At 27.0% G+C, this 19307-nt stretch carries 35 protein-coding genes; 34 read left to right on the top strand and 1 reads right to left on the bottom strand.

What is annotated here, in order from left to right:
- Positions 1–238: 238 nt before the first annotated feature.
- From JL105_RS11050 to JL105_RS11000, 11 genes are all read left to right on the top strand, one after another.
- The gene (locus JL105_RS11050; protein ID WP_132029170.1) at positions 239–793 is read left to right on the top strand and encodes a flavodoxin family protein; all 555 of its coding nucleotides are present in this window, start codon (positions 239–241) and stop codon (positions 791–793) included.
- A 743-nt stretch (positions 794–1536) separates the two neighbouring features.
- On the top strand, positions 1537–1944 hold the full coding sequence (gene mntA, locus JL105_RS11045) for a type VII toxin-antitoxin system MntA family adenylyltransferase antitoxin (RefSeq protein ID WP_132029165.1): 408 nt from the start codon (positions 1537–1539) through the stop codon (positions 1942–1944).
- Entirely contained in the window at positions 1937–2353 is a 417-nt protein-coding gene (hepT, locus tag JL105_RS11040; protein ID WP_132029162.1) for a type VII toxin-antitoxin system HepT family RNase toxin, read from the top strand. Before mntA ends, hepT begins: the two co-directional genes overlap by 8 nt.
- Positions 2354–2643: 290 nt before the next feature.
- Positions 2644–2877 (top strand): hypothetical protein, encoded by a 234-nt coding sequence (locus tag JL105_RS11035; protein ID WP_132029159.1) that lies wholly within the window; start codon positions 2644–2646, stop codon positions 2875–2877.
- Between the two features lie 95 nt (positions 2878–2972).
- Positions 2973–3164 carry a hypothetical protein gene (locus JL105_RS11030; protein WP_132029156.1) on the top strand — a complete coding sequence of 64 codons (192 nt, stop codon included), beginning with the start codon at positions 2973–2975 and terminating at the stop codon, positions 3162–3164.
- A 254-nt stretch (positions 3165–3418) separates the two neighbouring features.
- Positions 3419–3661: a hypothetical protein gene (locus JL105_RS11025; RefSeq protein WP_132029153.1), complete on the top strand. Its 243-nt coding sequence runs from the start codon at positions 3419–3421 to the stop codon at positions 3659–3661.
- A complete protein-coding gene (locus tag JL105_RS11020) occupies positions 3652–3876 on the top strand; it encodes a type II toxin-antitoxin system VapC family toxin (protein ID WP_158280058.1) in 225 nt (74 codons plus the stop codon). The genes JL105_RS11025 and JL105_RS11020 overlap by 10 nt, the downstream gene beginning before the upstream one ends.
- 122 nt (positions 3877–3998) lie before the next feature.
- Positions 3999–5288, top strand: coding sequence for a copper amine oxidase N-terminal domain-containing protein (locus JL105_RS11015; protein WP_132029147.1), 1290 nt, complete (start codon positions 3999–4001; stop codon positions 5286–5288).
- Positions 5289–5360: 72 nt separating this feature from the next.
- Positions 5361–5882 (top strand): VanZ family protein, encoded by a 522-nt coding sequence (locus JL105_RS11010; protein WP_132029144.1) that lies wholly within the window; start codon positions 5361–5363, stop codon positions 5880–5882.
- A 102-nt stretch (positions 5883–5984) separates the two neighbouring features.
- A complete protein-coding gene (locus tag JL105_RS11005) occupies positions 5985–6182 on the top strand; it encodes a DUF2281 domain-containing protein (RefSeq protein ID WP_093753435.1) in 198 nt (65 codons plus the stop codon).
- Positions 6175–6306 carry a type II toxin-antitoxin system PemK/MazF family toxin gene (locus JL105_RS11000; RefSeq protein WP_237722282.1) on the top strand — a complete coding sequence of 44 codons (132 nt, stop codon included), beginning with the start codon at positions 6175–6177 and terminating at the stop codon, positions 6304–6306. Before JL105_RS11005 ends, JL105_RS11000 begins: the two co-directional genes overlap by 8 nt.
- A 175-nt stretch (positions 6307–6481) precedes the next feature.
- On the opposite strand, the gene JL105_RS10995 is transcribed toward JL105_RS11000, so the two are convergent.
- Positions 6482–7737 (bottom strand): IS3 family transposase gene (locus JL105_RS10995; RefSeq protein ID WP_420485348.1). Its coding sequence is split into 2 segments (ribosomal slippage): positions 6482–7443 and positions 7443–7737, totalling 1257 coding nucleotides; the frame shifts between segments, so codons are not numbered across the junction.
- 152 nt (positions 7738–7889) lie between these two features.
- Between JL105_RS10995 and JL105_RS10985 the strand changes: the two genes are divergently transcribed.
- The 23 genes from JL105_RS10985 to JL105_RS11730 all read left to right on the top strand — a co-directional run bounded on the left by JL105_RS10985 (position 7890) and on the right by JL105_RS11730 (position 19256).
- A complete protein-coding gene (locus JL105_RS10985; protein ID WP_132029137.1) occupies positions 7890–8111 on the top strand; it encodes a hypothetical protein in 222 nt (73 codons plus the stop codon).
- A gap of 231 nt (positions 8112–8342) precedes the next feature.
- Positions 8343–8678: a type II toxin-antitoxin system PemK/MazF family toxin gene (locus JL105_RS10980; protein ID WP_132029134.1), complete on the top strand. Its 336-nt coding sequence runs from the start codon at positions 8343–8345 to the stop codon at positions 8676–8678.
- A 146-nt stretch (positions 8679–8824) separates the two neighbouring features.
- Positions 8825–9067, top strand: a complete 243-nt coding sequence (locus JL105_RS10975; protein WP_132029131.1) for a type II toxin-antitoxin system Phd/YefM family antitoxin — start codon at positions 8825–8827, stop codon at positions 9065–9067.
- 233 nt (positions 9068–9300) lie between these two features.
- A complete protein-coding gene (locus JL105_RS10970) occupies positions 9301–9507 on the top strand; it encodes a hypothetical protein (protein ID WP_132029128.1) in 207 nt (68 codons plus the stop codon).
- A 144-nt stretch (positions 9508–9651) separates the two neighbouring features.
- On the top strand, positions 9652–10407 hold the full coding sequence (locus tag JL105_RS10965; RefSeq protein WP_132029125.1) for a Fic family protein: 756 nt from the start codon (positions 9652–9654) through the stop codon (positions 10405–10407).
- Between the two features lie 242 nt (positions 10408–10649).
- On the top strand, positions 10650–11549 hold the full coding sequence (locus JL105_RS10960) for a hypothetical protein (protein WP_132029122.1): 900 nt from the start codon (positions 10650–10652) through the stop codon (positions 11547–11549).
- Positions 11550–11632: 83 nt separating this feature from the next.
- Positions 11633–12142, top strand: coding sequence for a DUF6036 family nucleotidyltransferase (locus tag JL105_RS10955; protein ID WP_132029119.1), 510 nt, complete (start codon positions 11633–11635; stop codon positions 12140–12142).
- A complete protein-coding gene (locus JL105_RS10950; protein ID WP_132029116.1) occupies positions 12135–12479 on the top strand; it encodes a hypothetical protein in 345 nt (114 codons plus the stop codon). The genes JL105_RS10955 and JL105_RS10950 overlap by 8 nt, the downstream gene beginning before the upstream one ends.
- Positions 12480–12772: 293 nt before the next feature.
- Positions 12773–13132: an SdpI family protein gene (locus JL105_RS10945; RefSeq protein WP_132029113.1), complete on the top strand. Its 360-nt coding sequence runs from the start codon at positions 12773–12775 to the stop codon at positions 13130–13132.
- A 97-nt stretch (positions 13133–13229) separates the two neighbouring features.
- Entirely contained in the window at positions 13230–13379 is a 150-nt protein-coding gene (locus JL105_RS10940; protein ID WP_158280057.1) for a hypothetical protein, read from the top strand.
- 101 nt (positions 13380–13480) lie between these two features.
- The gene (locus JL105_RS10935; protein WP_132029110.1) at positions 13481–13975 is read left to right on the top strand and encodes a hypothetical protein; all 495 of its coding nucleotides are present in this window, start codon (positions 13481–13483) and stop codon (positions 13973–13975) included.
- Positions 13976–14094: 119 nt separating this feature from the next.
- Positions 14095–14349: a hypothetical protein gene (locus tag JL105_RS10930; RefSeq protein WP_132029107.1), complete on the top strand. Its 255-nt coding sequence runs from the start codon at positions 14095–14097 to the stop codon at positions 14347–14349.
- Positions 14339–14587: a type II toxin-antitoxin system RelE family toxin gene (locus tag JL105_RS10925; protein ID WP_132029104.1), complete on the top strand. Its 249-nt coding sequence runs from the start codon at positions 14339–14341 to the stop codon at positions 14585–14587. The genes JL105_RS10930 and JL105_RS10925 overlap by 11 nt, the downstream gene beginning before the upstream one ends.
- A gap of 181 nt (positions 14588–14768) precedes the next feature.
- On the top strand, positions 14769–15050 hold the full coding sequence (locus JL105_RS10920; RefSeq protein WP_132029101.1) for a ribosomal protein L7/L12: 282 nt from the start codon (positions 14769–14771) through the stop codon (positions 15048–15050).
- A 342-nt stretch (positions 15051–15392) separates the two neighbouring features.
- Entirely contained in the window at positions 15393–15569 is a 177-nt protein-coding gene (locus JL105_RS10915) for an RNA polymerase sigma factor (RefSeq protein WP_202690522.1), read from the top strand.
- 260 nt (positions 15570–15829) lie between these two features.
- Positions 15830–16339 carry a DUF6036 family nucleotidyltransferase gene (locus JL105_RS10910; protein ID WP_132029098.1) on the top strand — a complete coding sequence of 170 codons (510 nt, stop codon included), beginning with the start codon at positions 15830–15832 and terminating at the stop codon, positions 16337–16339.
- Positions 16332–16676 (top strand): hypothetical protein, encoded by a 345-nt coding sequence (locus tag JL105_RS10905; protein ID WP_132029095.1) that lies wholly within the window; start codon positions 16332–16334, stop codon positions 16674–16676. The genes JL105_RS10910 and JL105_RS10905 overlap by 8 nt, the downstream gene beginning before the upstream one ends.
- Before the next feature lie 358 nt (positions 16677–17034).
- Complete coding sequence (locus tag JL105_RS10900; protein WP_132029092.1) at positions 17035–17268, top strand: hypothetical protein; 234 nt, start codon at positions 17035–17037, stop codon at positions 17266–17268.
- Between the two features lie 55 nt (positions 17269–17323).
- A complete protein-coding gene (locus tag JL105_RS10895; RefSeq protein ID WP_132029089.1) occupies positions 17324–17677 on the top strand; it encodes a hypothetical protein in 354 nt (117 codons plus the stop codon).
- A 95-nt stretch (positions 17678–17772) separates the two neighbouring features.
- A complete protein-coding gene (locus JL105_RS10890; protein WP_132029086.1) occupies positions 17773–18150 on the top strand; it encodes a hypothetical protein in 378 nt (125 codons plus the stop codon).
- Between the two features lie 69 nt (positions 18151–18219).
- A complete protein-coding gene (locus JL105_RS10885; RefSeq protein WP_132029083.1) occupies positions 18220–18462 on the top strand; it encodes a hypothetical protein in 243 nt (80 codons plus the stop codon).
- Positions 18453–18896 carry a type II toxin-antitoxin system VapC family toxin gene (locus JL105_RS10880; RefSeq protein WP_132029080.1) on the top strand — a complete coding sequence of 148 codons (444 nt, stop codon included), beginning with the start codon at positions 18453–18455 and terminating at the stop codon, positions 18894–18896. Before JL105_RS10885 ends, JL105_RS10880 begins: the two co-directional genes overlap by 10 nt.
- Positions 18897–19106: 210 nt before the next feature.
- Complete coding sequence (locus JL105_RS11730) at positions 19107–19256, top strand: DUF3784 domain-containing protein (RefSeq protein ID WP_420485347.1); 150 nt, start codon at positions 19107–19109, stop codon at positions 19254–19256.
- Positions 19257–19307 lie beyond the last annotated feature (51 nt).

Here is a 19307-nt window from a genome sequence, read left to right as displayed (position 1 = left end):
TTGAAGGAAATTTAAAATCCTCAAAAGAAGGTGATGTGTTTTGGATAGAAAAAGAGAATTTATGTGAGTATAAGCTAGCTCCTGATTTTTTAGATATGTTTAACATTTTTGAGTCTGATAATCTAAGCGAATTCTATTATTATAAGGAACATGGTAAATGGCAGAAGAAATTATTATAAATAAAAACTTTTATTCATCTAATATATTATTTACATTAACCTGAAAGGGAGGATTATTAGTGAGAAAGATTAGTTTAGTATCTTTCAGTGCTCGAAAGACAGGAAATTGCTCCTTAATGGCAGATTATATTATTAGTAAATCTTTAAATTATGAAGTGAAGTATATTTCTATAAATGATTTAGATATCCATGAATGCAAGAATTGTAATTATGAGTGTATGAGTGAAAGGTGCATATACCACAATGACGATGCTTATTTGTACTTTCAATCAACAAAAGAAGTTAATAGAATTATTTGGCTCGTTCCAATGTATTGTGGAAATCCATCTTCACTTTATTTTAAATTGAATGAACGAAGCCAAGATTTTTGGATGAAAAATGAATCTTATTACAATGAATTTCTAAACAAATTATTTATTATTGGTATTGGTAATATAGATAAAGGTAATCCATTTAGGCAAATTTTTGAATCAATGTATAATTGTTCTACAGTTTCTAGCTATAGTCATATACTTATTTTAGAAACACATAAGTATGGTCTAAATTCAATAAAAGATTCTCTTATTGCCAACCAAGCAGTAAAGGAACAAATTAATAAATTTCTAAGTTTATAAAATATAAAACTAGCAGCTTTATTATGATATAAATCTGCTGGTTTTATTTACCTGCTTAATTAATTTGTTGTTTTATTAGATACATCAACTATCAAATAAGTTTTGCGAGTAGAACCGATACGGTGAACCATACCATAAGTAGTGGACAAGCTATGGGTTATAGAATAATGTTTGAGGGGTTACTATTAATTAGGATTAAATGATATAATGTATATAAGTATAAAAATACGTCATAATCGAGGAGAAAATTATGAAGAAAATTCAAAGTGTGATATATCCTTTTTGGATTATTTTATCGTTTCTTATTTCTATTTTTTTAATGATAAAATTATATCCAAATTATATAAATAATGAATTCCCACTGTTTACAGATTTGACTTTATTATTATTTTTACCAGCATTTTTTATTTTTTCATATACATTAATACATTTATTAGGCAGTATATTGAGCAGTATAGTAGCGATAAGTAACAAATGGATATTATTAATACAAGCCTTTTTAATATTTATAGCTTTTATTATTTCCCTTAACTTTATGGAATTTAGTTTAGGCATTAGAATAATGATTTCAATTATTTTTATAATAATTAGTAGTCTACATTTTATCATAACAAGGATTTTATATAGAAAATATTCAAATCAAATCTAGATTCACATTCTTTATATTATGTTTAACATATAGCAAACTTTTATTAATAGGGTATAATAAATATATAACATACCATTTAAGGGATAGTGATAAGATGGATATTATTAAAAAGTGTAAAGATATTTTGATGGAATATGAAGATATAATTTTTGCTTATATCTTTGGTTCATATGTTTCAGGAAAGATGAGAATAGATAGTGATATAGACATTGCAATATATTTGAATAAGAAGATGGATATAAAGACATATCTTGAAATTAAAATGAATTTATCAGAAACTTGTAAAAAAGAAGTTGATTTAATTGTATTAAACGATGCTACTCCATTATTAAAATATCAAATTTACAAAAATAATATATTGTTGTTTACTCGTGACAAATCTATAGAAACCAGATATAAAGTGAAAACCTTATTTGAATATAGTGACATGAAAAGATATTTAGATTTATCTTATGATAGAACTATAGATAGATTAAAAGAAGAGGTGGAATCTAATGGTTGATGTAGAAGTAATTAAACAGAGATTAAATCAATTATCAACTTCTATAAATAAAATAGAAAGGTTTAAGGAAATATCCCTGGAAGAGTTTTTAAAGGATGATATTATACAAGATGTGGTAGAATATAATTTGTTTATAGCAATAAACATGATGATTGATATAGCAACTCACATTGTTGTAGATAATAATATGGGCAGTCCAGAAACATTAGGTGAAGCATTTAACATCTTAAATAAGGAGAAATATTTAAACGATGAGGAAACGAAAGTTTATAGGAATATGGTAGGTCTTAGAAATATATTGTCTCACGAATATATAAACATAGATAAAAAAATAATATATAGCATTTTAAAAAATAATTTAATTGATATAAAGAAATTTGTTATTTTTGTTAATGATAATTTTATTTAAGGATTAATATATATGCATTATAAAAGCAGTAGGTTTATTGTAGTTAAATCTACTGCTTTATTTATATATTTATTACTTTAATCTTAATTCTCATTATATTTTGATTGATAAATAAGTTTTGCCAGTATAACTGATAGGGTGAACCCTATCATAAGTAGGACAAGCTATGAGTTATAGGGGAGACCTTTGGTCTCCTGTATATGACTATTGTAAATTGTTATTTAATGGTATAGTAAGTATAAGTAGGATTATATGTAGTAATAAGATAAGGGTAGAAAGAGGTGGACAATATGCTCCAAAGGTTAAATATTATTCTAAATTCTGTAATTGGCTCATTTATTGGCGTATCTATAGCTCATTCTATATATAGATATTTTGACTATATAAATCATCCTGATTTATATGAAATTCAGTCAGCACCTTGGTATACAAGCATCCAAATATATGGATTAGCTGTTGCATTGATTGTATTTATTGCTATTATTATCAAGTTCTTAATAAAAAAGAAAATGCGAAGCATTTAGTCATGAGTTCATAGGCCTATATGATGTATTATTTCTATTTAACGTACAGTGATAGATTTAGGTACAACAAAATATAATTTGGGGGAACAAGGTGTATGAATAAAAAACTAATAAAATTTTTAATGCTCATGGCTTATTGTATTCCATATGGATATCTAGCTATAAATGGTGATGCTACTTCTGGAACAATGATATTCTATGGATTTATGATAGCAGGTTTTGGAATTCTTTGTGGCACTGCTATTAGGACAAATAATACTATTATACTTATTATTGGAACATATTAAGTTTTATTTCTTCATATTTTCTTATTTTAAGAAAGCTGCCATCAGAAGAATGGGGCTGGTATTTCAAACCCTTTACCCCTGGTGGTCTTTTAGTACTAATAACAATTATTTCTTTCATAATACAGATTGCATCTATAATTATAGTAAAGATAAGAAAAGCTAATACAAATTCAGGCAATGTGTAAAAAATAATGATATAATATATGTAAGTTAATATCTCCTAAGATATCTATAAAAGGAAGGAAGTGTTAATAATGAGTCTTATTTCTAAGCTAAATGAGGACCGAAGTCTAAAGATACCAGAAGAAATATTAAAAAAAGCAGGATTGAGACCAGGTGCTGAAATTATATGGCTATATGACGAAGAAACTAGGCAAATCTTATTAATGGAAAAGCCAGATAATTTTGCAAAAGTTATGAGAGGATTGGGAAAGGAATTATGGAACAATATTGACACTAATGAATATATAAAAGAGGAAAGAGAATCGTGGGAATAAACAATAATCTATCAATTATTGATGTGGATTATAAAATTGCAGATATAGCATCAAGGATTAGAGCTAATTATAATATTAAAACTCCAGATGCGATAATTTTAGCTACAGGTATATCCATGAATGTTGATTGCTTTATTACAAATGATATTAAATTAAAAAATGTATGTAGTCAAGAGAATATAGAAGCAATAATTATAGAAGATATAGAGGATTAAACAGCAGGTTTATTATGTTAGAAAACTTACTGGTTTTTATTTTTATTATTTACAATATTATTACAATTATTGGAAATGACTTATAATTTTTATAATCATGATAAAATAATGTTAAGGAGATGATGAGCGTGAAAAGTATAGGAAAGTACTTGAGTCTTGTATTGATATTAGTTGTTTTGTTAAGCATTCCAGTAAATGCACAAGGTCACAAGGTCAATGTTATATTAGATGGAGCTGGTGTAGATATGGAAACTATCTTAGAAAGTGATAGAATCTTCGTACCCGTTGAGGCTCTGGGCGAGAAGTTGGATTTTAAAGTAGAGTATGTTGACAATCAGATTTATATAATAAAAAATAATGCTAATATATTATTAACTATAAACTCTAATATGGCTATGGTGAATGATGAAGAGTTAGAATTGGATGTTAAGCCATTGCTAATAGATAATAATATCTTTGTTCCACTTAGATTTGTAGCAGAAAGTATGGGAAAGGATGTTACTTGGGATGGAAGTAATTATAATGTATTGATTGGAGAATTCAATCAAGAAGCAAATATTGAAGATACATTTATTTATTTCAATGAAGAATATGGATACACTCTAAGCTTTCCAAATTCATGGAAGGATGAAGCTATTATCGAGACAAAAGATGGGACTCTATATGTCTACGATAAGAAGACAGCAGAGAGATTTATCGAAGATGGATACGAAAGTTATGGACCAGTATTTGAAGTAAGACTTAGTGACTATTCATTAACTGCTGGGCTAACTTGTTCAGATGCTTATGTGCTTGACTATAGTGACGGAAAATATATTGAAGCATTATTTGGAAGCGATTTTCAATTCTATCCTGAAACGGTAGATTCATATAAGAAGATATATGATGAAGGGCTAAAGGTATTGGGTTCTTTTAGAAAGATTAATGCTGATTATGAATTTGTAGAGGATGATAAGGATAACTACGAAAGAGAAATAGAAGTACTATATGATATCTTAGAAAATTATGTACCAGAGAATATCTTTAAAAGAGACGAAATCTTTACTTACAGGAAACCAATACCAAATAGTAGCTTTTTATATATGAGGAATATGGAAAACGAAGATGAAGTGTCAATAAAAATCGAGTCAGAGTTTGATGAGAAGGCTAATCTAATAAGATATCATTTAAAGAATTACCATCATGAATTAGAAGAGAGTGAACTAACACAAGATAATGCCCTAAAATTAGCAAATGAATTTGTTAATAGGTATGTTGACAAATATATTGAATTAAATAGGATACCAGATTTATATCCAAGTCTATATGAAGAGGGTAAGCATGAGACGTATGGGGATAAGGATTGTAGATATGTTGTAGTAGTAGATTTAGTACATGGTTTTGTAGAGTACTATGGATTATTAGATGATTAAATGTATTAAGTAGATGAACATCAGTATATTTATGTGTCATATGTTAATTGATATAATACGGAGGAAAACATAATGGATTATTTAATAAATTTCATTATATTAGTACTGATATACTTTTTGTTTTTTTATAAAAAGTGGAATAAAAAGCCTAAAAAAACATTAATAATTAATACACTTATGTACACTTATATTGTAATGGTTCTATTTGTAACACTTATGCCATTGCCTATACCATTTTTAAATGGAACAAATAATTTATTTCTAGAAACTGTAAATCTTATTCCATTTAGGGATTTAAGGTTAAATTACTATGGTGCTGTTAGAGAAATATTTTTAAATATTATCATGATGATACCTTTCGGATTTTTATATCCAATTATAAGGAAAGTGGGTATTCTAAAAACAGTTACTGTGGTTTTTCTTTTTAGTTTAACGATTGAGAGTACTCAGTTATTAAGTGCATTTTGGGGAGGCTTAGCATCAAGGTCATTCGATGTTACTGATTTGATAACTAATACATTTGGAGGTTTAGTAGGATATTTATTTTTTAGTACTTTAAAGCCAATTATTTTTAAGATATTAAATGAACAGTAATTTTATAAACAATGTGGATTTATTACACATCGTTTATATTATATGTAATAAATAATATGGTATAATAAATATATATTATATTATTTGAAAGGTAGTGATAAAATGGACACTGCTAAACAAATATTATTAAAACTTATAGACGAAATTCCAGAAAATCAAATACATGAAATAATAGATTTTATAGGATATTTAAAAATAAAAAATGAGAGAGATATGTTTAAAGAGTTAGAAGAGGCAAGTAAAAGTAGTATGGACTTTTGGGATAATGACATAGATGACGAGGTATGGAATAATGTATAAGCAGGGAGATATACTGCTAATACCAATACCTTTTACAGATTTAACATCTACTAAAAAAAGGCCTGTCCTTGTATTATCAAATGATAATTATAATTATAAAACAGATGATATAATAGCGGATTGACCCCTTAATTTTGGACAAAAACTCACTAATACTTTCAATATCATAGTATTTTATTTTGCCCTTGTCTGATTTTACATTAATATTTGTCTTCATCAAGGGTAAAGGCTACGCCCCCGCTAAGGCGGGCCCCTGATTTCAGCTAAATATTAATGTGTAGTTATTTTAGGGCAAAATATCAAAGTTTTACTACTAGTGATTTTGCTGTACCTTCTAAGGTTTTATAATAAAATTCTGTTGGTGAAATATATCCTAGTGAGCTATGGATTCTAGTTTTATTGTAGAATTTAATATATTCAGATACTGCTTCATAAGCCTCAGCGTAACTATTAAATTCGGACCTTGACAAACATTCATCTTCTAATAGTCTATGAAAAGCCTCAATATGGGCATTTTTATTTGGAGTCTTAAATGGTATTCTTTCGTGTTCTAGTTTTAGTTCCTTGCAAGTATCTTGAAATTTATTGCTGATAAATTGTGGACCATTATCTGACCTTATAACTAAGTTAGTTTCTTTATTATAAAGCCCTCGCTTCATCAATGCTCTTTTAAGGGCTATAATTATGTTCTCGGTTTTACAAGATAAGCCTATGTGGTACTCTACTACATTTCTATCATATACATCTAAAAAGGAAGTTATATAGAAGAATCTATCTTCACCATGTATATAACCGTATTTAACATCTGTTTCCCACAGGGAGTTTGGCCATGTTATTTCTCTATTTTTAGCTATTTTTCTAGGATGCTTAGCTTTAATTTTTCTTTGAGGCCTTAAGATTTCAAGTTCTTTACATAATCTATATACTTTTTTCTTATTTATGATTAAATTAAATTTTCTCCTTAATAACACAGTTATTTTGTAATAACCATAGTACAATCCCTCTGTTTCTATGATTTCTAATATATATTCTTTTATTTGTTCATCACAAATGCGGTCGCCATCTTTATCAAAAGAATAACCAGGAATTGGTCTACCACCTTTATTCGTTATAATATCTTCATTTACATCTTCAGATTTAGCTCTTTTTTTAATGTTGTAATAATAGGTAGACCTACTTAAGCCTACAATTTTAAGGACAGTAACTGCGGTATATCCTAGATCAATCCACTTCTTTGCAATGTTAACTTTATCTTCTATTGTGGGTTCGTTTTTTTTAAAAGGTCTCTAAGGATGGCTATTTCTAAATCTTTTTCACCTAGTAATTTTTTCAATTGTTCATTTTCTTCTTCTAAAGATTTAGCATTAATATTATTGGAATAATTAGAACTTGGAATTAATCCATTTTGCTTCTTTGACTCCCTAACCCAGCGAGTAACAGTGCCAGGAACTAAATCGTGTCTTCTTGCAACTAAAGAAGCATTGCCTGTTTCTTCTACTTCCTTAACAATTTGACGCTTAAATTCTTCTGGATACCTTTTACCTTTCCCTTTCAATTTAGACAACCTCCTATTAATTTTTATTTTACTAAATTAGTGTGCGATTGTCCAAATTGGTTAGGGGGCTGATAGTATTGTACCACAGAGGATTGAAGTCCTCAATTTTCATTTAAGTTTACAGAGCGAAATAGTCTACCGGGAGGTTTTTTATGATTGATCTACAAAAAACGCTATTTTTAGCTTTTATATATTTATCTCCAATATCATTAGTGTTTTCAATTATATTATTTTTAACGAGTCTTATTCTTAAAATAAAGAATAGAAACTACAAAAAAGTATTTATAATAGGATTAATATTCTTGATGATTTCTATTTTAATTTTTATTATTCCAGCTATTATAATTGGATTCTTTGGAGTTGCTCCGGAGTAACGCAAGGTATAAAACATTCATTTAAGTACGAATTTCGTCAGTATTAATAAGACGCACTATTTATATTATATGTAATAGATAATATGGTATAATAAATATATTACATTATTTGAAAGGTAGTGATAGAATGGACACTGCTAAACAAATTTTATTAAAACTTATAGACGAAATTCCAGAAAATCAAATATATGGACTTTTGGGATAATGACATAGATGACGAGGTATGGAATAATGTATAAGCAAGGAGATATATTACTAATTCCAATACCATTTACAGATTTGACATCCAGTAAAAAGAGACCTGTTCTTGTACTATCAAATGATGATTATAATTCTAAAACAGAGGATATAATAGTGGCTGCTATTACTTCGAATATTACATCAAAGGACTATAGCATATTTATTACTAATAGTGATTTGTTGGAAGGAAATTTAAAAGTGGATTCATGTATAAGAGTGGATAAAATTTATACTTTAGCCCAAAATATTGTTATTAAGAAATTTGGCGAAGTTAATGAAAATGTTTTGAATGAGGTAAAGAGTAAAATTAATGAACTAATAAAATAACAGGAGATTCTCCTGTTATTTTTTCTTAATTTTATTTATGTTTTGAAATACCATAATATAAAAGGTTCTTATCTATTTACAATTAACTTAGGTTGAATATATCCTAAAAAAGAATATAATATAAGTAAAAGGAAGGTGAATATTTTATGAAAATTAATATAAATAATTTAGTATCTATTTCAGAAGCTAATCAAAATTTTTCTAAAGTAGCTAGATTAGTAGATGAAAATGGAGCTGCAATAATTTTGAAAAACAATGTACCTCGTTATGTATTAATAGAATATAGCCAATTGGAGAATGAAGAAACAATAGGTGATGAAGAAGTAGATGAAGTAGCTAAAAGAGTATTATCTAAACATATGAAGGCGTTTGAGGAATTAGCTAAATGAAAAGATTAACTAAAACTCAAATATTAAAAATGCATAGCCTTCTTATTTAAAAAAAGGTGGAAGCGATGGCGTTAGAGATGAATGGTTATTAGATTCTGCTTTAATTTACCATTCCAGAGTTTCGATAGACAAGCTATGTGTTATTGGAAATATTTATGGGGTTATCATAAACTAGAATTAAATGGTATAATATTGTATAAATAGAAAACTTGAAACAAGGAGTAAGCGAAGGAATGCTTAAAATTTTATTTGTTAAAGATAATAGGGCAATTGCATATTTATATAGATATCCTAGTAATATTGGTTATTATATTAATATACAAAGTGGTGAATATAATAAAGCAGATATAGATTATATGACTTATACTGTGGAAGAAAGAGAAGCTGGTAATTCTTCTGGCTCTCCTAGGACATATATGCATTATGAATTTATAGCTTAGGGAGTATTTATTTAAATTAGAAATATCTATTGTAAAGTAAATTTCAAATGTAAGTTTGTAACTATGAAAAATTTCAAATTATTATATATAGAAAATTATGGTATAATATACATACTTAATTATTATAAAAAATGAGGAGATAAAATGTTTGGAAAACTCGATAATTTACTAAAAAAACTTAGTGAATATCGGCCTCTTACAGAAGGAGAAACTAAAAGACTTAGAGATGAATTTTTAATAGACTTTACTTATAATTCAAATGCAATAGAAGGTAATACCCTTACACTACAAGAAACAGCACTTGTTTTACAGGAAGGAATTACTATAGATAAAAAACCATTGAAAGAGCATTTAGAAGTAATTGGACATAAGGAAGCATTTTTTTATATAGAAGAGATAGTAAAAGAAAAAATACCCTTATCAGAGAATATTATAAAGGATATTCATAGCATAGTTTTAATGGATAAGCCCCAAGATAGGGGGAAATATAGACGTATACCAGTTACTATTTTAGGGGCAGTACATGAACCACCTCAACCATATTTGGTGCCAGTATTAATGGAACGGTTAGTTGATGAATATAATAAAAGCATGAAGGATAAACATATAATTGAAAAAGTTGCATTATTTCATTTGCAATTTGAAACTATACATCCATTTATAGATGGAAATGGTAGAACTGGACGTTTAATTATGAATTTTGAACTTATGAAAGAAGGATACCCTCCTATTAATATCAAATTTAAGGATAGAAAAAGATATTATAATTGTTTTACAGATTTTCAATTAAATAATTCTAATCCTCAGATGTTAATAGAAATGATTGAAGAATATATACAAGAAGAGTTGGAAAGGTATATTTCAGTCTTAGAAATGGCAAATAATTTTAATAATGACTAGTTGATTGTAAAATAAATAAAGGCATCAGGTTTATGTAGTTAAACCTAATGCTTTTATTTTAGCAATCAATATTAACTATTAAACACATTCTATTTATTTTGCGAGTAGAACTGATACGGTGAACCGTATCATAAGTAGGACAAGCTATGGGTTATAGGATAATGTTTAAGGGGTTATGAAAACTATTATAAATTGTTATTTAATAGTATAATGTTTATATTAGGTGATGGGGGTATTCTATAATGAAATATAGAGTAGAAAAACATAATGAATTTATCCAAAAACATAATATTATGGGAATAGAATCTTTTGATTGTAATGGTATAAAAATTACAAGGAATTCTGTTATGGACATAATTTATCTTTCTAATTGGCAGAAATTAAATCATAGTCATAGACTCAAGAGTATTATCTGGATGTTTGAAATTCTAGTAGAAGAATATGAACTTAATGACTATCTTAAGGCATTGCTATTTATTCCTAAAAAGGGTTTTGAAACAGCTTTTGCTAATTATGATAAAGAAGAAAAAGTTATTTTTTTAAATCCAAACTATATTGAAACAAATAGTTTGTTTATAATATGGAACTTATTTCATGAAATAAGACATGCCATTCAATATAAAAATCAGGACTTGATATCTCAAGGCTATATCCCAATGGATGATTTTTATAGAAGCTTTCGCTATTATTTTACCTACGATGGAACCGCATATCTTTTTAACAATGATGAGGAATTTCAATATAAAATAAAACAAGATGAAGACTTTTGTATTGAATTATACTTGAGAAATCCCATGGAAATGGATGCAAATAAATTTGCCTATAAAGAAATGGAAAATATTATTAGAAAGAATATAGGCATTTTCGGTGATGATAATATAAACCTAATGGATTTAGAAAAAAATAAGCAGATTTTCTTTCCAAACTTCAAATTAATAACAGATGATATTGAGGAATATATTATTAAGCTTTGTCAGGCTTTAGCTGAACTTGCATATCAAAATTCTATGGGAATTATTGATAACCATATATTTAGACAAAAAGAAATGGAGATTTATTGGGCAATAAATCAGGTGTTAGAGAAAAATAATAAGGTTAAATTATCTTTTGACTTAGAAGAATTGCTATTAGTAGGGAATTAGAAACAAAACTTACTATTTTATACAAACTGGTTCTATTAATATGATATAATAGTGTCAATACATTACTATATAGGGTGGTAACTATGGAATTAAAGAAACAGTTAGAAGATAGAATTTTTGATATGGAGAAAGTTGCTATAGCTTTTGATATTGAACCTTTCGACATATATTTTTTAGGAGGGGCTGCCTGTATATTAGGAGAATATACTGAAAGGGCCACAAGGGATTTTGATTTTATAGATTTAAATTATCCTTCTAAATTAGGGAGAGTTTTTGTACAATTAAGGGATTTCGATATGTTAGAATATGAAAGCACTATAATATCACCTAAATATAAGGAAAGAGCCATAAAGCTAAACAAATTTAAATATTTAAATGTATATTTATTGTCCCCTGAAGATATAATTGTAAGCAAAATAATCAGACTAGAACAAAAAGACATAGAGGATATAGATGAACTTATAGATATATCTGATAAAGAATTAATAAATCAAATTATAGATGAGGTATTGTTGAGAGATAATTTATATGAATCTAAAAAAAATCAATTTATAAAAAGATTACCACAGTTTAGGGAGAGATACTATGTATAGAATAGTATGTGAAAGCTATGAAAACTATAAAAGTGATTTTTCACCCAATAATACTGATGATTATAGATATAAAATTACTGAACCCCTAGAATTAATATTAGACTTATCTTTATATGAAGAGGAAAAAAATAATAATACTATTAATTATCAGAAATTGGAGCATTTTATATATTTATTGAAGAAGAATATTCATGAATATCCTAATTTTAAATCACTTTTATGGAGTTTAGAATCAAGGGGTATCTATGGTAGGGATTATGGTGTACTAAGTGAAGAAGAATTTTCTGAATTACAAAAGATTGTAAATATGTTTCTAAAATTATCATATTGGGGATAGGGGCATAAAAGGATAATAAGTTAATTTTTAAAGTTTTTAATAATATTAGAACAGAAGCATTAGGTTTATGTGATAAAACCTAATGCTTATTTTTATCAGCCTATATTAACTACTAAACATATCCTATTCATTTTGCGAGTGGAGTTGATACGGTGAACCCTATCATAAATAGGACAAGCTATGGGTTATAGGATAATGTTTGAGGGGTTATCATAAGGTAGAATTAAATGGTATAGTAAGTATAAGTAGAATTATGTGAAGTAAGCAGGTGTAAAAAGAAGGAAGTGATTTGAATGTTTGTATTTCTTTTAGTGATGAATTCTTTAATTCCAGTTACGATGATTATATTTGGAATCTTATGGAAAAGTCATCCACCTAAAAGCATAAATTGGGCATATGGATATAGAACTTCAATGTCTATGAAAAATAATGAAACATGGAAGTTTGCTCATGCACATAATGCTAAGATTTGGAGATGGGTTGGAATCATCTGGTTAATAATTTCTATAGTTGTAATGTTTTTATTTAAAGATAATTATGAGGTTATATCTATATGGATTACCTTTATTGGATTAGCAATAATGATTTTATCATTAATACCAACTGAAATGGCACTTCGAAAAAGATTTGATAAGAACGGGAATTTGAGATAGTACGCACTTTTTATAAAGTATGAGCTTATCCAGTCAGAACCAAATCTTTCGAAATATGAAAATAAATGGTGGCAATAAAATAAAGGAGTTGTGATGTATGGCATTTGGCATTGCTCTTACAATAGCTGCAATTATCGGTATAATCTATGGAATAATTAATAGAAACAAGCCTTTAGGAATGATTTCCATAATTATATTAATTCTGATTATTGCTGTATGGATATATTTCTATAATAACCCTTATTAAAGTTTAGGTTTAAAAATTATAATTTTGTGACTCATTTTTTATATTAGATGTAGTTTATGTAGATTTATATTTACATAGTAAATATTTTGAGGAGGTTAAAGATGAGAAAGGCTTATCTGGATATAACAGAATTGACAGAAAAAGAAGCTATAAGTATATTTGTAGGTGATGATACTGAGATTATATTAGCAGGAACCACAATCTATTCTATGGATGTTAATCTAAAAAAAGATTATCAAAAATATGCTGACAATTATGATATTCAATTTATATTTGACGACTGTATCACAAATGTAGAATTTTATACAATTCCCCAGGTAGATATTATGGCGATAGATAGCATAGGTGGATATATAGGAACAATTGGGCAGCAATGTGACATAGAGAGTGATGCACCAATTTGTTATATCAGCAGTGAATTGGAATGCTTTATAGTTGCTGAAAATGGAATAGACTTTCTAAAAAATATGGAATCTTGGAAAGAGAACCTAAAGTTTTATGATAAGGTTAGATTTTATCTTTCAAAAACGGAAGCTGAAAAAGAATTGGAATTTATAGATTTACCTATAATCAAGATAGATAAAAATAATAAATAAAAAAATTTTAATTCTTGCACATCATTTATATTATATGTAGTAAATAATATGATATAATATATAATAATTTTTTATTAGTATTTTTAAAAAAAAGTATTATAAATAGGGAGGGGAGAATCATGACCCTTGCAAAAAAAATTGAAAAAATATTAAAAGATGAGCTAAGGCCAGAGAATATTAAAACAGTTATTGACTTGGCTGAGTTTTTAAAATTTAAAGAGACCCAAGATAAATGGAATGAAATAAATGAACTAGAACATGAATATATAACTGAAGAAGAACGTCTTCATTTGGAAGACATTAAATTAAAAGGTGAATTTATTGACCAAGATGACCTTTTGAAAGAACTAGGGATTAATAAAAATGAAATATAATATTAAATATGAAAAAGCTTGTCTTAAGTATCTAAAAAGGCTAGATAAAAATACTCAATTGAGAATAATTAAGGCTATAAACCAACTCCCGTCTGGGGATGTTAAAAAGCTACAAGGGGATACTGAAGATTATATGCTGAGAGTTGGTAAATATAGAATTGTATTTAGTAAAGATGAAAAAAACTTAATTATAAATATTATTCAAATTGCATCTCGAGGAGAAGTTTACAATAGATAATAAATTAAATTCATAAGTTTTTAATAGTGTTGTAATATAAGCAGTAGATTATTTTTATAATAAATCTACTGCTAGTGATATAATATTTATACTATATGCCAATGAAAATTATAGTTGTTTAATAGTTGAAAATAAAATGATATATCTATTATAATATTAACTAGCAATGGAGGTTGAGGATATGGAATATATATCTGTAATTTTAATAACTTTTCTATTTACTATTTTTAATAAAAATATTAGTGCATTACAACGTGACCAAAAACGTATAGAATCAAAACTAGATAGAATTATTGAGCATCTTGGATTACCTGAACCATCTAAAGAGAAAATAAATGATGAGTTAAAAGATGAGCTAGTAAAACTTATTGAAGCAAATAAAAAAGTTAAAGCAATAAAAAGGTTAAGGGATGTTACTGGAATGGAATTAGTTGAAGCAAAGGATTATGTAGATAGTTTATGATAAACATTAAGAATTATTGTGGGAAATAAGTCTTGGATAAGTTGAAAAGGTTTAAATATTCAAGGCAAGATAAAGTGATTCAGTATATATTGAACGCTCAGGAGTGAAGAATCAGATATATCAGTTTTATAAAACCAGTAGGTTTATTATGGTGAAAACCTACTGGTTTTTTGGTGTTTTTTCTACTTAAATTTATTTTTCTTTGATACATCAACTACCAAATAAATTTTGCGAGTAGAACCGATACGGTGAACCGTATCATAAGTAGGACGAGCTATTATACTATATAAACGCAATCTTTCTTGTGTTCATATAGTATTAATATTAAAGGTGCTGATATCTTTGGATTTGAAAGAGAATGTTACAAATATTATCAATCAATATTCTGATATGGTTTATAAATTAGCTTTAGCAAGAACAAAAAACAAGTCAGATGCAGAAGATGTATTTCAGGAAGTATTTATTAGATATATGAAAAATTATCATAAAATTGTTTCTGATGAACATTGCAAGGCATAGCTCATAAGAACCACAATGGAAGATGAATTTTATCTTGCAGATGGAAGCACAGTTAAATCTGATTTTATGAATATGACTTATGGTAGTTATGGTTTTTAGGTGCTGATGGATACACTGTTTATATTTGCAATAACAGGGGTAGATGGGTCACCTTTATTTATTGGAATTATTAATAATCCAAATATAGAATAATAGTTTACATTATATGTAATAGATAATATGATATAATAATATTACTATATAAATATAGGGTGGTAATTATGGAATTAAAGAAACAATTAGAAGATAAAATCTTTGATATGGAGAAGGTCGCTATAGCTTTTGATATTGAACCTTTCGACATATATTTTTTAGGAGGAGCTGCCTGTATATTAGGGGGATATACAAAAAGAGCCACAAGGGATTTTGATTTTATAGATTTAAATTATTCTTCTAAATTAGGGAGAGTTTTTGTACAATTAAGGAACTTCGATATGTTAGAATATGAAAGCACTATAATATCACCTAAATATAAGGAAAGAGCTATAAAGCTAAACAAATTTAGATATTTAAATGTATATTTATTGTCCCCTGAAGATATAATTGTAAGCAAAATAATCAGGCTAGAACAAAAAGACATAGAGGATATAGATGAACTTATAGATATAGCCGATAAAGAACTAATAAATCAAATTATAGATGAGGTATTGTTGAGAGATGATTTATATGAATCTAAAAAAAATCAATTTATAAAAAGATTACCGCAGTTTAGGGAGAGATACTATGTATAGAATCGTATGTGAAAGTTATGAAAACTATAAAAGTGATTTTTTACCTAATAATACTAATGATTATAGATATAGAATTACTAAACCTTTAGAATTAATACTAGATTTATCCTTATATAAGCAAGAAAAAAACAATAATACTATTAATTATCAGAAGTTAGAGCATTTTATATATTTATTGAAGAAGAATATTCATAAATACCCCAACTTTAAATCATTTTTATGGAGTTTGGAGTCAAGGGGTATTTATGGTAGGGATTATGATGTACTAAGTGAAGAAGAATTTTCTGAATTACAAAAGATTGTAAATATGTTTTTGAAATTATCATATTGGGGATAATCATTGTAAAGTAAATGTGATATTTAGAGTTAATAATAAAAGATTATACAGAATAACCGAATAAACCAGTAGGCTTATTGTGATAAAAACCTATTGGTTTTTTGTATATTTTCTACTTAAATCTATTTTTCTTTGATACATTAATTACCAAATAAGTTTTGTGAGTAGAACTGATACGGTGAACCGTATCATAAGTAGGACAAGCTACATGTTGTAGGGGAGACCTTTGGTCTCCTGTGTCTGACTATAATAAATTGTTATTTAATGGTATAATGTTAATATATATTAGGTATGTCATATAAGTAGAAAAGTGTTCACTAATAAGATTTATAATTTGTGAATTAAAAGAGGTGTTTTTTTGAAAATAGCAAAAGTTATATTTTCTTTAATAGTAATTATATCAGCAGGTGTTGTTATAATAATAAAATCACCTTATGAACCAAGACTGAAACCTTATATGATTATAGTATTACTTCTTATTAGCATAATTGACGGAAGAGTATTTACTAGACAAAGAGAAAAAGATAAAGATACTACAACATTTTTGATAAAATTTATTGCACTTATAGGTTTACTATATTTATTATTATAAATGTTAGATAATATATAAATAATATGATACCTTTTATATAGGGAGATGATAGAGTATGGGAAAAGATTTAAACGAAAATTTTAGGGATATTATTGAGGAAAATAAAAAGAAAGAAGAAAGCAAAATAACTTCTTTTGATATAGTAATGGGCTTAATAATTGGAGGTTTTTTTTATTTTGGATATTACGTTTTAATGACAGACTATTTCAAGGTAAAACTTTTTAAATTTCCATATATTATAATTAGTATATATTTTGTAATTGCTACGATTCTATTTCCATATGTTAGTAAGAGAGTCAGTGTATGGATTGAAGGTAATAAGACTATAAGATTCATTTCAACCAGTAAGATAGCCATGCCATTTGCATATGTTTTTGCTCCTGTTATCTTCATAATTGATTTGTTTTAAGATTTAGAAACTAAAATATTTAGTAACGCTTCTTTTATAAAATGTTCATTAATAGATTTAGGTGTAACAAAATATAAATTGGGGGAACAAGGTACATGAATAAAAAACTAATAAAATTTTTAATGCTTATGGCTTATTGTATTCCATATGGATATCTGGCTATGAATGGTGATGCTACTTCTGGAACAATGATATTCTATGGATCTATGATAGCAGGTTTTGGAACCCTTTGTAGAACTGCCATTAGAACACATAATACTATTATACTTGTTATTGGGAACATATTAAGTTTTATTTCATCATATTTTTTTATTTTAAGAAAGCTACAATCAGAAGTATGGAGCTGGTATTTCAAGCCCTTTACTCCTGTTGGTTTTTTAGTACTAATAACAATTGTTTCTTTCATAATACAAATTGCATCTATAATTATAGTAAAGGCAAGAAAAACTAGTACAAATTCAGACAATGCGTAAAAAATAATGATATAATATATGTAAGTTAATATCTCATAAGATATCTATAAAAGGAAGGAAGTGTTAATAATGAGTCTTATTTCTAAGCTGAATGAGGACCGAAGTTTAAAGATACCAGAAGAAATATTAAAAAAAGCAGGATTGAGACCAGGTGCTGAAATTATATGGTTATATGACGAAGAAGCTAGGCAAATCTTATTAATGGAAAAGCCAGATAGTTTTGCAAAAGTTATGAGAGGATTAGGAAAGGAATTATGGAACAATATTGACATTAATGAATATATAAAAGAGGAAAGAGAATCATGGGAATAAACAATAGAGAAACTATATTACTGGATACTAATTGTTTTATATATTATTTTGAAGATAATCCTAATTATGCAGATAAATTGGAGAAAATTTTTATAGAGATACAAGATGGTAAAAATGAAGCTTTTATGTCAATAATATCTTTTATGGAAATACTAGTAAAACCTAAAAAATATAATAATGTCTTTTTAGAAAATAGGTATAAATTAATATTGTCCAATTATCCAAATCTATCAATTATTGATGTGGATTATAAAATTGCAGATATAACATCAAGGCTTAGGGCTAATTATAATATAAAAACTCCAGATGCGATAATTTTAGCTACAGGCATATCTATGAATGTTGATTATTTTATTACAAATGATATTAAATTAAAAAGTGTATGTAGTCAAGAGAATATAGAAACAATAGCTATAGAAAATGTAGGGGATTAACCAGCAGGTTTATTATGTTAGAAAACCTACTGGTTTTTATTTTTATTATATACTTATCATCAAATAAGTTTTGTGAGTAGAACTGATACGGTGAACCATACCATAAGTAGGACAAGCTATGCGTTGTAGGGGAGACCTTTGGTCTCCTGTGTATGACTATGACTATAATAAATTGTCATTTAATGGTATAATGTATGTATAAGTAATAAAATGTGTCCTGGTGAGTATAGTAGAAGGATGATAAAAGTGATTATTGAAATAATCTTTGTAGTATTTTTCATTTTATTAGGTATAATTTTTTCTTTAGGAAATGGTTCCTTTTTAATTGCTGGTTTTAATACTATCCCTAAAAAAGACTAAGAAAAATATAACGTTATTTCACTTTGTAAGTTTATAGGGAAAGTCATGTTT

The organism is Keratinibaculum paraultunense, assembly GCF_016767175.1.
Taxonomy (GTDB): Bacteria; Bacillota; Clostridia; order Tissierellales; family Tepidimicrobiaceae; genus Keratinibaculum; species Keratinibaculum paraultunense.
The sequence above is the reverse complement of the archived record's forward strand: the minus strand, read 5'-3'. Positions and strand labels throughout refer to the sequence as shown.

What these genes read in the sequence shown, in the direction of transcription:
- JL105_RS10910 (WP_132029098.1), top strand. Translation starts at nt 15,830, where the DNA reads ATGGAATTAAAGAAACAATTAGAAGATAAAATCTTTGATATGGAGAAG.
- JL105_RS11025 (WP_132029153.1), top strand. Translation starts at nt 3,419, where the DNA reads ATGAGTCTTATTTCTAAGCTAAATGAGGACCGAAGTCTAAAGATACCA.
- JL105_RS10960 (WP_132029122.1), top strand. Translation starts at nt 10,650, where the DNA reads ATGAAATATAGAGTAGAAAAACATAATGAATTTATCCAAAAACATAAT.
- JL105_RS10935 (WP_132029110.1), top strand. Translation starts at nt 13,481, where the DNA reads ATGAGAAAGGCTTATCTGGATATAACAGAATTGACAGAAAAAGAAGCT.
- JL105_RS10880 (WP_132029080.1), top strand. Translation starts at nt 18,453, where the DNA reads ATGGGAATAAACAATAGAGAAACTATATTACTGGATACTAATTGTTTT.
- hepT (WP_132029162.1), top strand. Translation starts at nt 1,937, where the DNA reads ATGGTTGATGTAGAAGTAATTAAACAGAGATTAAATCAATTATCAACT.
- JL105_RS10925 (WP_132029104.1), top strand. Translation starts at nt 14,339, where the DNA reads ATGAAATATAATATTAAATATGAAAAAGCTTGTCTTAAGTATCTAAAA.
- JL105_RS11000 (WP_237722282.1), top strand. Translation starts at nt 6,175, where the DNA reads ATGTATAAGCAGGGAGATATACTGCTAATACCAATACCTTTTACAGAT.
- JL105_RS11030 (WP_132029156.1), top strand. Translation starts at nt 2,973, where the DNA reads ATGAATAAAAAACTAATAAAATTTTTAATGCTCATGGCTTATTGTATT.
- JL105_RS11730 (WP_420485347.1), top strand. Translation starts at nt 19,107, where the DNA reads ATGTGTCCTGGTGAGTATAGTAGAAGGATGATAAAAGTGATTATTGAA.
- JL105_RS11005 (WP_093753435.1), top strand. Translation starts at nt 5,985, where the DNA reads ATGGACACTGCTAAACAAATATTATTAAAACTTATAGACGAAATTCCA.
- JL105_RS11015 (WP_132029147.1), top strand. Translation starts at nt 3,999, where the DNA reads ATGAGCGTGAAAAGTATAGGAAAGTACTTGAGTCTTGTATTGATATTA.
- JL105_RS10985 (WP_132029137.1), top strand. Translation starts at nt 7,890, where the DNA reads ATGATTGATCTACAAAAAACGCTATTTTTAGCTTTTATATATTTATCT.
- JL105_RS10970 (WP_132029128.1), top strand. Translation starts at nt 9,301, where the DNA reads ATGCTTAAAATTTTATTTGTTAAAGATAATAGGGCAATTGCATATTTA.
- JL105_RS10890 (WP_132029086.1), top strand. Translation starts at nt 17,773, where the DNA reads ATGAATAAAAAACTAATAAAATTTTTAATGCTTATGGCTTATTGTATT.
- JL105_RS10965 (WP_132029125.1), top strand. Translation starts at nt 9,652, where the DNA reads ATGTTTGGAAAACTCGATAATTTACTAAAAAAACTTAGTGAATATCGG.
- JL105_RS10950 (WP_132029116.1), top strand. Translation starts at nt 12,135, where the DNA reads ATGTATAGAATAGTATGTGAAAGCTATGAAAACTATAAAAGTGATTTT.
- mntA (WP_132029165.1), top strand. Translation starts at nt 1,537, where the DNA reads ATGGATATTATTAAAAAGTGTAAAGATATTTTGATGGAATATGAAGAT.
- JL105_RS10885 (WP_132029083.1), top strand. Translation starts at nt 18,220, where the DNA reads ATGAGTCTTATTTCTAAGCTGAATGAGGACCGAAGTTTAAAGATACCA.
- JL105_RS10975 (WP_132029131.1), top strand. Translation starts at nt 8,825, where the DNA reads ATGAAAATTAATATAAATAATTTAGTATCTATTTCAGAAGCTAATCAA.
- JL105_RS10895 (WP_132029089.1), top strand. Translation starts at nt 17,324, where the DNA reads ATGGGAAAAGATTTAAACGAAAATTTTAGGGATATTATTGAGGAAAAT.
- JL105_RS10945 (WP_132029113.1), top strand. Translation starts at nt 12,773, where the DNA reads ATGTTTGTATTTCTTTTAGTGATGAATTCTTTAATTCCAGTTACGATG.
- JL105_RS10980 (WP_132029134.1), top strand. Translation starts at nt 8,343, where the DNA reads ATGTATAAGCAAGGAGATATATTACTAATTCCAATACCATTTACAGAT.
- JL105_RS10955 (WP_132029119.1), top strand. Translation starts at nt 11,633, where the DNA reads ATGGAATTAAAGAAACAGTTAGAAGATAGAATTTTTGATATGGAGAAA.
- JL105_RS10920 (WP_132029101.1), top strand. Translation starts at nt 14,769, where the DNA reads ATGGAATATATATCTGTAATTTTAATAACTTTTCTATTTACTATTTTT.
- JL105_RS10905 (WP_132029095.1), top strand. Translation starts at nt 16,332, where the DNA reads ATGTATAGAATCGTATGTGAAAGTTATGAAAACTATAAAAGTGATTTT.
- JL105_RS10940 (WP_158280057.1), top strand. Translation starts at nt 13,230, where the DNA reads ATGGCATTTGGCATTGCTCTTACAATAGCTGCAATTATCGGTATAATC.
- JL105_RS10930 (WP_132029107.1), top strand. Translation starts at nt 14,095, where the DNA reads ATGACCCTTGCAAAAAAAATTGAAAAAATATTAAAAGATGAGCTAAGG.
- JL105_RS11035 (WP_132029159.1), top strand. Translation starts at nt 2,644, where the DNA reads ATGCTCCAAAGGTTAAATATTATTCTAAATTCTGTAATTGGCTCATTT.
- JL105_RS11010 (WP_132029144.1), top strand. Translation starts at nt 5,361, where the DNA reads ATGGATTATTTAATAAATTTCATTATATTAGTACTGATATACTTTTTG.